Raw genomic sequence first — 12,465 nt, 5'->3', positions numbered from 1 at the left:
ATTTTCACAAAGCTCTTAAGACGGTCCTTTAATGCACAACAAAGTATAATATCATTTTTTTTATAATTTCACTAATAATATTTAAAATAACGCACCACCTATATAGATTAAATCCCTTTTCCCCAAATGTATTATTCTAAACGCCAGCGCTGGGCAATGGGCATGCGGCGTCCCGGCCCGAAAGCCCGGGAGGTCACCCTCAAACCCGTCGGGGCCTGCTGGCGTTTATATTCAGCAGCGTCCACCCGGCGGGCTATATCCAGCACAAGTTCCCTGCAATGGCCCATAGCCACAATTTCGTCGATGGGTTTTATATCTTCTATATATGCTTTAAGAATTTGATCCAGTACTCGGTAAGGAGGTAGGCTGTCTTCATCGCTCTGATCCGGCCTTAATTCGGCGGAGGGCGGTTTGTAAATCACGCTTCGGGGAATAATCTCCTTTCCCCGGTTTATGTATTCAGCCAGGCGGTAAACCATTACTTTGGGTACATCCGCCAGCACATTCAATCCCCCGGCCATATCCCCGTATATTGTGCTGTAACCCATAGCCATTTCCGACTTGTTGCCCGTGGTTAGAACCATCTGACCTTCGCGGTTGGAGATGAACATGAGTATATTGCCCCTGATCCGGGCCTGTATGTTTTCTTCCGCCAGATCCATAATAGGGTGGCCCTCTGGATTGAAGAGTTCAATGTAAGCCTTAAAGATATTTTCAATGGTCAGGAACCGGTATTCAATACCAAGGTTTTCGGCCAGTAAGCGGGCGTCGTCTCTGCTGCCTTGGGAAGAGTAACGGGATGGCATAGATACACCCAGGACATTTTCCCGGCCCAGGGCAGCTACGGCCAGGACCGCGGTTACCGATGAATCTATGCCGCCGCTCAAGCCCACCAGTGCCCGGCTAAAACCATTTTTATGCAGGTAGTCCCGGGTACCCAGCAGCAACGCCTCGTAAACCCAACTAATATCTTCACGCCCGTATTTATCTAAAACTCCTTTACATGTTCTACAGGTATCAAAAACCGCAAAATCTTCGGCAAATTTATTTAATTGCAGGCATAATTTACCCATCTTGTTGACGGCCACGCTGGACCCGTCAAATATCAGGTGGTCATTGCCTCCGACCTGGTTGACATAGACCATATCCACTTTGTGTTTGGATGCCACCTTGTTGAGCATGTCGGTACGTAGAGCATATTTACCGTAGTGATAGGGCGACGCTGACAAGTTGATAATGATCTCGGCACCCTGCTGTACAAGTTCTTCCACGGGATCTATGTCATACCGCTGCCTGTTCCAGTAATCTTTATCATTCCAGATATCTTCGCATACGGTTACTCCCAGCTTTTTGCCTTTATATACCAGGCAGCTTCTCTCTTTGGCGGGATTAAAATATCTTTTTTCATCAAAAATATCATAAACAGGTAACAAACTCTTATACCGCATCTCCTGCAATTTTCCCCGGTACAATAACGTCGCCGCGTTATAAAGCCCATTGGGGCTTCTCATGGGCGCCCCCAAGATTATACCGGTATCACCAGCGAACCGACTAATTTCCTGCAGCTTAATTTCCACCGCATCCAGGAATTGTTTGTTCAAAAGCAAGTCCTGGGGCGGGTAGCCGGTCAAAGTTAATTCCGGGAAAATTACCAGATCGCTCTGGGCTGCTCTGGCCTTGTTGATATACTCAAATATTTTGCCTGTATTGTAATCCAAATCACCCACCACTGGGTTTATCTGAGCTAAAGCTATGAACACCTCTACCACTCCCGTTAGAATGCTTATTTGTTTATAATACCGGTATTGATAAAATAAAGACGCCCAGCATTTCCCCAAAGGGGAACGCTGGGCGTCTTTGCCACGTTTTAGATCTTTAATGACCTGAGCTGTTTCTTTGTATAAGATTATATACCATGTTAGGCTGGTTGCGAATATTTATTTTGCAAAAAAATGATTCCAACAAATAAGATAAACTACAAAAGTTGTGAGCGTAGTGGAAATGGAAATGTCTTCGGACAGTGGTCCAACAAATAATTTTTGCTGCAGTATTTTACTTCTTGCTTTTTTACAGGCTTAGCTTTATAATTCAATATTAATTGCAAATACTATTCTACAATGTTGTATCAAAGGCAAAGATGCCCCCGTATAGTGGAATAAACCTCTATACGGGGGTTTTATTTTATCTTTAACAGAGGTGAGTTATATGCAATTGCATTTAAAACAAAAATACAGATTTTCACCAGCTCTCGTGGATACAACTCTAAGGGATGGTGAACAGGCACCAGGGGTGGCCTTTTCCCTACAAGAAAAAGTGATAATTGCAAGACTGTTGGATTCGCTTGGGGTCGAGGTTATTGAAGCCGGGATTCCTGCTATGGGTAAAATTGAGCAGACTGCGATAAAGGCAATTTGCAATTTAAATTTGAAAGCACAGGTATTTGTTTGGAACAGGCTATTGCTGGCTGACCTTAGAGCATCTATAGCCTGTGGTGCCCGTAATGTTCATATTTGTGCCCCGGTATCAGAACTGCACATTAAGGATAAACTTAGCAAAAACAGGCAGTGGGTCATGGACTGCTTAGTCAGGGCTATACGCTATGCCAAAGATTATGGCTGCCGGGTATCTGTAGGCGCCGAAGACGCCTCCAGGGCAGACTTCGGTTTTTTACTGGAATACGCTCTACTGGCTCAGGAGGCAGGCGCGGAAAGACTGCGTTTTGCCGATACCGTTGGTGTTATGGAACCGTTTGGTACCCGCAGAGTTATAGGTCTAATGGTGGAAAAGCTGGCGATCCCGGTAGAGTTCCACGGGCATAACGATTTCGGCCTAGCCACAGCCAACAGCTTGGCCGCGTTTACCGCCGGGGCCGACTACATTAACACAACCGTTGGTGGCATAGGAGAACGGGCCGGGAATACCTGTCTAGAAGATATGGTAAAGTTATTTAAAAACTGTGTCAGCTCCAAAGAGGGTACCATTAAAACGGATATCCTGGAAAAGCTCGGTAATTTTGTAGCCCGGGCGGCCAAGAGACCGGCCCAATCCTTTAACCGGCAACTTTACTGCCATAAGCTAAAGCACGGAAGCAAGAGGACCGTCTTTTGCTTACACGGGCAGGCCTGGTGAGCACCTGACAGTCAGGGTATATTGAACAACGCAAAAGTAATGTTAGCATAGCATCGCTTTGGTATTTATGTCATTAATACATTACAAAGTACGTACTAATTAAATTATTAGATAACTTAATTTTTAATAAAAAATATTAGCAAATATTTTTATTAAAAATACCCTTGCAATTGATATAAAATAATGCTATAATCATCAATGTAAACGGTACGTTGAAGTACTAAATATACATGGCAAAGACGCCGGCAATTAATTGCCGGCGTTTAATATTTATTTTATCAATAATTTTAGCTTAAAATTAAAAAACTAATAACTGATACATTGCAGTATCAAAAGGGAACAGGCGATGGCGCCGGTATTCATTACCGGCGCCTCAATTTTAACACTGCGGTTACATCCGCGGTAAACCTTTATCCTTACACGGAAGTAAAACATGCATTGAGGCATTTACAGTCTTTTGGGACTGTAGGTGTCTCTTTTTTATTATCACATATAGGAGGATGATAAGATGAGACAGATAGCTATTTATGGAAAAGGTGGCATAGGCAAGTCCACTACCACCCAGAATACAGTGGCTGCCCTCACTGAGATGGGCAAAAAAGTATTAGTAGTGGGTTGTGACCCTAAAGCTGACTCCACCAGACTGCTGTTGCACGGCCTGAACCAAAAAACCGTACTGGACACCCTGCGGGACGAAGGTGAAGACATTGACCTTGAAGATATCATGCGTAATGGTTACGGCGATACCAAGTGCGTCGAATCCGGCGGTCCCGAACCCGGGGTTGGCTGCGCGGGCCGCGGTATCATCACATCCATCAACATGCTGGAATCGCTGGGTGCCTACACCCCCGACCTGGACTACGTGTTTTACGACGTACTGGGTGACGTAGTTTGCGGCGGTTTCGCCATGCCTATTCGGGAAGGCAAAGCCCGGGAAATTTACATCGTTGCCTCGGGTGAGATGATGGCTCTGTATGCTGCTAACAATATCTCCAAAGGGGTCATGAAATTTGCCGATTCCGGCGGCGTACGCCTGGGCGGCATCATCTGCAACAGCCGCAATGTGGACAATGAGTACGAACTGTTAGAAGCCTTTGCCAGGGAACTTGGTTCTCAGCTTATTCACTTCGTACCCAGGGACAATGTTGTACAGCGGGCTGAAATTAATAAGAAAACCGTTATCGACTTCGACCCCACGGTGCAGCAGGCTGATGAATACCGAACCCTGGCCCGCAATATCGACGGCAACGACATGTTCGTAGTGCCCAGGCCAATGACCCAGGATCGGCTGGAAGAACTGCTGATGACCTTTGGCATTCTAGACTCACTATAGACGAGATTCCGGCCCCAATAGCGAAAACACAATAATACTTATAATAGGAGTGATGATTAAGTGTTAATGATCAGGGCCATTGTGCGTCCCGAAAAGACCAACTCCATACTGGCCGAATTAAACAGTGCCGGTTTTCCCGCAGTAACCCGGATTGATGTGGTGGGCCGCGGCAAACAGCGCGGTGTCAAGGTGGGTGAAGTTGTTTACGATGAAATACCCAAAGATATGCTCATGCTGGTTGTACAGGATGAAAAGGACAAAGAAGATGTCATCAGCATCATTTCCAAATACGCCAAGACCGGTGAAAAGGGTGCCTTCGGCGACGGCAAAATTTTTGTGACTCCGGTGGAGGAAGCGTATACCATCAGCAGCGGCACCAAAGGCCTTTAATAATACACAGTCAAGGAGGGTCGGCATGAAAGAGATTATCGCCATAATCCGGATGAATAAGGTTAACCCCACCAAGAAAGCTCTGGCTGATATAGGGGTTTGCGGCCTGCACGCTATTAAAGTAATGGGCCGGGGCAAAATCCACATAGATCTCACCGTGCTGGACAATATAGGTGCCACCGAGGAAATAGCCGGCATTGTTACCGACAGCCTGGCCAAGGGCAGCCGGCTGATTCCCAAGCGCATGTTAACCATCCTGGTCCAGGACAGCGAGATAGATAAAGTGGTAAATACCATCATCAGTGTTAATAAAGAAGGCAATAAGGGCGACGGCAAAATATTCATTTGCCCCGTTGGGGATGCCGTAAGGGTAAGAACCGGCGACCGGGGCGAAGCAGCAATTTAGCGGTATGGGGACACACCTGTCCCCAAATGATGTAAGGGGGCGACCAATTTGGCCATAAGCGAAAAAATACTGGAGGAAATTCTAAATAAATACCCCGCCAAGGTGAAACGCAATCGCAAAAAACACATTGTGATCAGGGACCCGCAACAGGACCGGCAGGAAATAGAGGCCAATACCCGGACCATTCCAGGGATAGTCACCAACCGGGGCTGTGCCTTCGCCGGCTGCAAGGGTGTGGTGCTGGGTCCGCTCAAAGACATGGTACACATCGTACACGGCCCCGTTGGCTGTGGTTACTATAGCTGGCTAACCCGGCGCAACAAAGCCAAAACGGACGAACCAAATAAAAACTTCCTGGCCTATTGTGTATCTACAGATATGCAGGAAAGCGACATTGTATTCGGGGGCGAAAAGAAACTGGCCCGTATGATCGACGAAGTGGTAGAAATATTCAAGCCCAACGGAATAACCATCTCGGCCACCTGCCCGGTGGGCCTCATCGGCGATGACATTCAGGCCGTAGCCAGGGCGGCCCGGGCCAAGCACAGCCTGAATATTACAGCCTATAGCTGCGAGGGTTACAAGGGAGTCAGCCAGTCGGCAGGCCACCACATTGCTAATAACGGTTTAATGGAGAATATCGTAGGTGAGGGCCAAATGGAAGAACCGCCCGGAAGATATACCATCAACATTCTGGGTGAGTATAACATCGGCGGTGACAGCTGGGAAGTAGAAAGAGTATTAACCGACATAGGTTATGATGTTCAGGCGGTGATGACCGGCAACGGTTCCTATGCCAAGCTGAAAAACGCCCACGTGGCGCAGCTAAATCTGGTGCAGTGCCACCGCTCCATCAACTATATCGCCGACATGCTGCAAATTAAATACGGTACTCCCTGGCTAAAGGTTAATTTCATCGGTATCCGGGCCACCATTGAATCGTTGCGCAACATGGCCAGATATTTTGGAGACGAAAGTTTGATCACACGTACCGAGGAAGTTATCGAGAGAGAACTGGCAGAGATTGAGCCGCAACTGGAACCATACCGTAAAATTTGCTCCGGGAAAATAGCCTTTTGTTTTGTGGGAGGATCCCGCGGTCACCATTATCAGGGCCTGTACGAGGAACTGGGCGTGACCACGGTGCTGGCGGGCTATGAATTTGCCCACCGGGACGATTATGAAGGGCGGGACGTCTTACCACACCTTAAAACAGACGCGGATAGCAAAAACATTCCCGAACTGCACGTAACCCCGGACGAAAACCGCTACCGGTTAAAAATACCGGCGGATAGGCTGGAAGCACTCAAGCAAGAACTGCCGTTGAACAATTACAAGGGTATGATTAGCGACATGACTGAGGGCAGCATTGTAGTTGACGACCTAAACCATTATGAAACCGAAGAGTTTATAAAAATATTTAAACCGGATATCTTTTCTTCCGGCATCAAAGATAAATACATCCCCCAGAAAATGGGCATACCCACCAAACAGCTGCACAACTATGATTACAGCGGCCCTTACGCAGGGTTTCGGGGTGCGGTGAACTTCGCCCGGGACGTGGCCATGGGCTTTGCCACCCCAACCTGGAACTATATCACACCACCCTGGAAGGGAAAACCCCTGCTGGAGGGCACCATTGAGCCATGTTCAGCTGACCCGGGCGTAAAGGAGGTAGGAGCAGTATAATGTTAGATTGCACACCCAAGGAAATTATCAAAAGGTCCGGCGGCGTAATCAACCCCGCCAAGACCTGCCAGCCCATCGGAGCCATGTATGCCGCTCTGGGCATCCATAACTGTTTGCCCCACAGCCACGGCTCCCAGGGCTGCTGCGCTTATCACCGCTCGCACCTGACCAGGCATTTCAGGGAACCGGTTATGGCCACCACCAGCTCCTTCACCGAGGGTGCCTCGGTGTTCGGTGGCGGGGGCAACCTGAAAACCGCCATTAAAAACGTTTTTGCCATTTATAATCCGGACGTTATGGCGGTGCACACCACCTGCCTGTCGGAAACCATCGGTGATGATATTCCAACTCTCATCAAGTCCGCCGAGGTCCCCGAAGGCAAAGTAGTAATTCACGCTAATACACCCAGTTATCAGGGTTCACATATTACCGGTTTTTCCAACATGGTCAAGGGCATGGTAGACTATTTGGCCCGGTCTGACACGGATGAAAAAAAAGAACAAGTAAATATTATTCCCGGCTTTATTAACCCCGGGGACATGCGGGAAATAAAAAGACTGGTAAGCAAGATGGGCATCAAGTTCATTATGTTTCCGGACACTTCGGGGGTTATGGATTCACCAATGACCGGTAAGTTTCATATGTTCCCCGCCGGGGGAGCCCGGGTGGAAGACATCAGAGATACAGGCAACTCCAGGCTGACCATAGCCCTGGGTTACTACGCTTCCAGCAACCCGGCCCACCAGTTGGAAAGGAACTGCCGGGTGCCGGCCATGACGATTAAAACACCCATTGGCATCAAAGCCACCGATGATTTACTAATGACACTGCGAGGCAAATTCACCCGGGAGATACCCTATGAACTGGAGGAAGAGCGCGGCCAGCTTGTGGACGTAATGACCGACACCCACCACCATTTTTACGGTAAAAAAGTAGCTATCTTTGGCGATCCCGATATCCTCACCGGGTTAACGGAGTTTGTTTTAAGCCTGGGTATGCGACCGGTGCATGTACTTACCGGCACCCCCGGCGGCACGCTGGGCGGCCCCCAGGGTATTTTTGAAAAGGAAATTAATGAAATGTTGGCTGCGGCCCGTCTGGAGGGCCGGGTTAAGGCGGCCGGAGACCTGTTTGAACTGCACCAGTGGATTAAAAATGAGCCCGTGGACCTGTTAATGGGCAACACTTACGGCAAGTATATCGCGCGGGCCGAAGACATTCCTTTTGTTAGGGTGGGGTTCCCCATTCTGGACCGCAGCACCCACCCCTATTTGCCCATCGTGGGCTACCGGGGTGCCATGCGGCTGGTGGAAATGATCAGTAATGCCCTGCTGGATCGCCAGGACCGTGACGCCGCAGATGAAGACTTGGAACTGGTGATGTAAAGGGGAGGTGGAAAGCATGTCGGCGGCTGTACCCAATGATCAATTAATAAATGATCACCTGATAGAGGAAAGAGAATCCTCCATATTAATCAAGGGAGGGCAAAGGAAAAACCAGCTCAAGTGCGATGCCGATAGTATTGCGGGGTGTATCAGCCAGCGGGCCTGCGTATATTGCGGGGCCAGGGTGGTATTGAATCCGGTTACCGACGCCATCCACCTGGTACACGGCCCCATCGGCTGCGCCAGCTATACCTGGGACATCCGGGGCAGCCTCAGCAGTGGATCGGAACTTTACCGTAACAGCTTCTCAACCGACTTGAAAGAGAACGATATCATTTTCGGCGGTGAAAAAAAACTGGCCCGGGCCATTGACGAGCTGGTACAAAAGTATAAAGCACCGGTGGTTTTTGTATATGCCACCTGTGTGGTGGGTGTAATCGGTGATGACCTGGAAGCAGTTTGCAAAAAAGCGGCCCAAAAACACGGCATCCAGGTGATACCCGTCCAGTCCAGCGGCTTTATCGGCAACAAATCGGCGGGTTACCGGGCGGCCTGCGATGCACTGCTGCGGCTCATCGAGCCGCGCAGCGCGGCCCGCCCACCCGTTAATAAGTATAGGATAAAAAGCATCAACTATCTGGGGGACTTTAACCTGGCCGGTGAAGCCTGGATTATCACCGAATACTTGCGACAAATCGGCGTGGAAGTAAACGTGGTATTTACCGGAGACAGTAAATGCAACAATTTGCAAAAGGCCCCAGGGGCGGCGCTAAATATTATCCAGTGCGCCGGCTCTATGGCTTATCTGGCCCAGCGTATGGAGGAACTCTACGGTATCCCTTACATGCGGGTTTCTTTCCTGGGTCTGGAGGACACCTCGGCTTCGCTGCGCAGCATCGCCGCATTTTTCAAGGATTTACAGATGCAGCGCCGGGCTGAGGAACTCATCCGGCGTGAGACCGTTGCAGTGAAACCGCAAATGGAAGGTTACCGGGCCAAGCTTAGGCATAAAAAGGCTGCCATTTACGTGGGGGGCGGCTTTAAGGCAATTTCACTAATTAAGCAGTTCAGAGAACTGGGCATTGATGTGGTTATGGTAGGCACCCAAACCGGCCGGGAAGAGGATTATCAAACGCTGCACCATATTGCCGACAATGGAACGGTCATACTGGATGACGCCAATCCTTCCGAACTGGAGCGGTTTATGACTGAAAAAGGTGCTCACCTGCTGGTCGGGGGAGTTAAAGAAAGACCCCTGGCTTATAAGTTGGGTGTGGCTTTCATCGACCATAACCATGACCGCAAGCACCCCTTAAGCGGCTATGTAGGTGCGGTGAACTTTGCCCGGGAGGTCCACGACACGGTTTGTTCGCCGGTTTGGAAATATGCCCGGGGATCAGGAGGTGGAATTTATGCCGGCAGCTGAAAGTAAAGCAGCTTACCGCAATGTTAATACCAATCCCTGCAACATGTGCATGCCCATGGGCGCTATATTGCCTTTCAAAGGTATTGAAGACACTATGGTCATTATCCACGGCTCCCAGGGCTGCAGCACCTACATGCGCCGGCACATCGCCGAACACTTTAACGAGCCCATTGATGTGGGGTCCTCCTCACTAAACGAAAAAGGGACCATCTATGGCGGGGCGCAGAACCTGTTCCAGGCCCTGGACAATATCCGTAAGGTTTACCAGCCCCGGTTGATCGGCATACTCACCTCCTGCCTGGCAGAAACCATCGGCGAGGATGTAGAGGGAATCGCCCGGGATTATATAAAACAGCGCAAACCAGAGGGCTTTGTCCTGGTGGCCGTTTCATCTCCCGGCTACGGCGGCACCCACAGTGAGGGCTACTGGCTGGCTGTGAAAAATATTGTGTCTCACCTGGCCCGGCCCACCCAAAACCATGGTGGAGTAAACATCATAGTGCCTAACCTCAGTCCCGCGGACATCCGGGAAATCAAACGTATCCTGGATTTGCTGGGTCTGCAGTATACCCTGGTACCGGACATATCCGATACCCTGGACCGGCCCATCACCCGGCCATATACCAAGATTTCCCCGGGAGGCACTCCCGTGGAAGCCATCCGGAACATGCCGGGAGCGGTGGCCACCATTCAATTCGGCCATACTGTGGAGGAAAAACTATCGCCCGGCTACTACCTGCAATCGGAATTCGGAGTGCCGCTGTATAACCTGCCCGTGCCCATGGGCGTAGAGGCTACTGATATGTTTGTAAACCTGCTGGCGAAATTAAGCGGCAGCAGCATACCCCAAACACTGGCCATGGAAAGGGGCCGGCTCCTGGACTGCATGGTGGATGCCCATAAATACAGCGCCCAGGGCAGCCCGGTGGTGTTCGGCGACCCTGAATTGGTTTACGCCGTGGCCCGCACCTGTGCGGAAAACGGTCTGTACCCGGCGGTACTGGCCACGGGCAGCAAAAGCAGCGGATTGGAACAGTTATTAAGCCCCATCATGGCCGAGTCGCCGAAAAAGGTACGCATTATTAAGGAAACTGATTTTGCCCTTATCCGCAAGGCCTGCCGGGAAACCGGGGCCAACCTGGCCATCGGTCATTCTGACGGTAAATACCTGACTGAAAAGGAAGGCCTCCCCCTGGTCAGGCTGGGCTTTCCCATCCACGACCGGGTAGGCGGCCAGCGGCTGCTCTCCACAGGCTATGCCGGTACTACCATGTTTCTGGACCGCGTTGTCAATACCATATTGGAAAATAAACATAACAACTATCGTGCCACCATGTACCGCAAGTTTTATAGCAAAACCGGGGGAGAACGGTACTGCGCGAAAAAGGTGAGGTGAATAAATTGATCTATGACTGTGCAAGTAACAACAACAGTATCTTGCAGGCGGATGCCAGCACCTTGGCAATGACCGACCGGCACCCCTGCTATTCTTACGAAGCACATCACAAATACGCGCGGATGCACCTGCCGGTAGCGCCCCGGTGCAATATCAGCTGCAACTACTGCAATCGCAAGTATGATTGCGTTAACGAAAGCAGGCCCGGGGTGACCAGCGAAGTACTTACCCCCGAGGCCGCCCGGGATAAATTTTTACTGGTACGGGATAAAATAGAGCATCTCAGCGTAGTTGGTATAGCGGGGCCGGGAGATGCCCTGGCCAACTGGGATAACGTCAGAAGATCTATTGAGCTGATTAAAGAAGTTGACCGGGAAGTTATTTTCTGCCTGTCCACCAATGGTTTAATGCTGCCCCAATACGCCCTGGAAATTGTGGAACTGGGTGTCAAGCACGTCACCGTTACCGTAAATTGCCTTGAACCTGTTACGGGAGCGAAAATATACAGATACGTTAATTACCGGGGTAAAGTTTACCGTGGCAAAGCGGGAGCGGAAATATTACTTAAAAACCAGCAAAAAGGTATTAAATATCTGGCTAAACACGGGGTACTGGTCAAAGTAAACATTGTCATGGTCAAGGGCATCAACGACAAACGCATTCCGGAGGTAGTGCGGTTAGCAAAGAACCTTGGGGCATTCATTACCAACATTATGCCGCTGGTGCCCGCCCCGGGCAGCGTTTTTGAGAATTTTGCGCCGACCGACCCCGCAGAACTGGACCGGATGCGTGAAATTTGCGGCCAGGATATGCGGCAAATGCGCCACTGCAAACAATGCCGGGCCGACGCCATCGGCCTGCTGCATGAAGACCGGTCCCTGGAATTTAACACTGCGGGCAAAAAGCCGGATGCTGCCTGCGGCGGCTGCGGCACGGCACGGAAAGTGGCGATGGCACCATGAAAGGAGTGGTAGTTTTATGAATAAACCCAAACACCATATATTCGTTTGTACCAGCAGCAGAACCAACAACTTACCGAAGGGATTGTGTCAGGGCAAGTCCGCAGGGGAAATACTGTCTGCGTTTCTGGAAGAAATAGAGGATCAAGGGTTGTCCGGGGAAATTTATATCTCTAATACCGGTTGTCTTGGACTTTGTGACCAGGGCCCCGTAGTGATAATTTACCCGGATAATGTTTGGTACCGAGGTGTTACTCCCGGTGACGTAGAGGAGATCATGGAGGAACATATTTTAGGAGGGAACATTGTGGAACGATTGCTTATTAAGTAGCTTGCATATTAAAAAGTTTGG

11 protein-coding genes are annotated in these 12,465 nt (G+C 49.9%); 10 read left to right on the top strand and 1 reads right to left on the bottom strand.

What is annotated here, in order from left to right; translation table 11 throughout:
• Positions 1 to 131: 131 nt before the first annotated feature.
• Positions 132 to 1,760, bottom strand: a complete 1,629-nt coding sequence (locus DESGI_RS11585) for an NAD+ synthase (protein ID WP_006523086.1) — start codon at positions 1,758 to 1,760, stop codon at positions 132 to 134.
• Between the two features lie 445 nt (positions 1,761 to 2,205).
• Between DESGI_RS11585 and DESGI_RS11580 the strand changes: the two genes are divergently transcribed.
• From DESGI_RS11580 to DESGI_RS11535, 10 genes are all read left to right on the top strand, one after another.
• Positions 2,206 to 3,129 carry a hydroxymethylglutaryl-CoA lyase-like TIM-barrel protein gene (locus DESGI_RS11580; protein WP_006523085.1) on the top strand — a complete coding sequence of 308 codons (924 nt, stop codon included), beginning with the start codon at positions 2,206 to 2,208 and terminating at the stop codon, positions 3,127 to 3,129.
• A 508-nt stretch (positions 3,130 to 3,637) separates the two neighbouring features.
• Positions 3,638 to 4,462, top strand: a complete 825-nt coding sequence (gene nifH / locus DESGI_RS11575) for a nitrogenase iron protein (RefSeq protein WP_006523084.1) — start codon at positions 3,638 to 3,640, stop codon at positions 4,460 to 4,462.
• Between the two features lie 60 nt (positions 4,463 to 4,522).
• On the top strand, positions 4,523 to 4,852 hold the full coding sequence (locus tag DESGI_RS11570; protein WP_006523083.1) for a P-II family nitrogen regulator: 330 nt from the start codon (positions 4,523 to 4,525) through the stop codon (positions 4,850 to 4,852).
• Positions 4,853 to 4,877: 25 nt separating this feature from the next.
• On the top strand, positions 4,878 to 5,258 hold the full coding sequence (locus DESGI_RS11565; RefSeq protein ID WP_006523082.1) for a P-II family nitrogen regulator: 381 nt from the start codon (positions 4,878 to 4,880) through the stop codon (positions 5,256 to 5,258).
• A 48-nt stretch (positions 5,259 to 5,306) separates the two neighbouring features.
• Positions 5,307 to 6,947, top strand: coding sequence for a nitrogenase molybdenum-iron protein alpha chain (nifD, locus tag DESGI_RS11560; RefSeq protein WP_006523081.1), 1,641 nt, complete (start codon positions 5,307 to 5,309; stop codon positions 6,945 to 6,947).
• Positions 6,947 to 8,332, top strand: a complete 1,386-nt coding sequence (gene nifK / locus DESGI_RS11555; RefSeq protein WP_006523080.1) for a nitrogenase molybdenum-iron protein subunit beta — start codon at positions 6,947 to 6,949, stop codon at positions 8,330 to 8,332. The genes nifD and nifK overlap by 1 nt, the downstream gene beginning before the upstream one ends.
• A 16-nt stretch (positions 8,333 to 8,348) precedes the next feature.
• Positions 8,349 to 9,758, top strand: a complete 1,410-nt coding sequence (gene nifE, locus DESGI_RS11550) for a nitrogenase iron-molybdenum cofactor biosynthesis protein NifE (RefSeq protein WP_006523079.1) — start codon at positions 8,349 to 8,351, stop codon at positions 9,756 to 9,758.
• Positions 9,745 to 11,154: a nitrogenase component 1 gene (locus DESGI_RS11545; RefSeq protein WP_006523078.1), complete on the top strand. Its 1,410-nt coding sequence runs from the start codon at positions 9,745 to 9,747 to the stop codon at positions 11,152 to 11,154. The genes nifE and DESGI_RS11545 overlap by 14 nt, the downstream gene beginning before the upstream one ends.
• A 5-nt stretch (positions 11,155 to 11,159) precedes the next feature.
• Entirely contained in the window at positions 11,160 to 12,116 is a 957-nt protein-coding gene (gene nifB / locus DESGI_RS11540; RefSeq protein ID WP_006523077.1) for a nitrogenase cofactor biosynthesis protein NifB, read from the top strand.
• A 16-nt stretch (positions 12,117 to 12,132) separates the two neighbouring features.
• A complete protein-coding gene (locus DESGI_RS11535; protein WP_006523076.1) occupies positions 12,133 to 12,444 on the top strand; it encodes a (2Fe-2S) ferredoxin domain-containing protein in 312 nt (103 codons plus the stop codon).
• Positions 12,445 to 12,465: the final 21 nt, after the last annotated feature.

Origin of the sequence: Desulfoscipio gibsoniae DSM 7213 (assembly GCF_000233715.2) — a bacterium.
In the GTDB taxonomy this organism is placed as follows: Bacteria; Bacillota; Desulfotomaculia; order Desulfotomaculales; family Desulfallaceae; genus Sporotomaculum; species Sporotomaculum gibsoniae.
This window is presented reverse-complemented; position numbering and strand designations above follow the sequence as displayed.

What these genes read in the sequence shown, in the direction of transcription:
- DESGI_RS11580 (WP_006523085.1), top strand. Translation starts at nt 2,206, where the DNA reads ATGCAATTGCATTTAAAACAAAAATACAGATTTTCACCAGCTCTCGTG.
- nifH (WP_006523084.1), top strand. Translation starts at nt 3,638, where the DNA reads ATGAGACAGATAGCTATTTATGGAAAAGGTGGCATAGGCAAGTCCACT.
- DESGI_RS11565 (WP_006523082.1), top strand. Translation starts at nt 4,878, where the DNA reads ATGAAAGAGATTATCGCCATAATCCGGATGAATAAGGTTAACCCCACC.
- nifK (WP_006523080.1), top strand. Translation starts at nt 6,947, where the DNA reads ATGTTAGATTGCACACCCAAGGAAATTATCAAAAGGTCCGGCGGCGTA.
- nifE (WP_006523079.1), top strand. Translation starts at nt 8,349, where the DNA reads ATGTCGGCGGCTGTACCCAATGATCAATTAATAAATGATCACCTGATA.
- DESGI_RS11545 (WP_006523078.1), top strand. Translation starts at nt 9,745, where the DNA reads ATGCCGGCAGCTGAAAGTAAAGCAGCTTACCGCAATGTTAATACCAAT.
- DESGI_RS11535 (WP_006523076.1), top strand. Translation starts at nt 12,133, where the DNA reads ATGAATAAACCCAAACACCATATATTCGTTTGTACCAGCAGCAGAACC.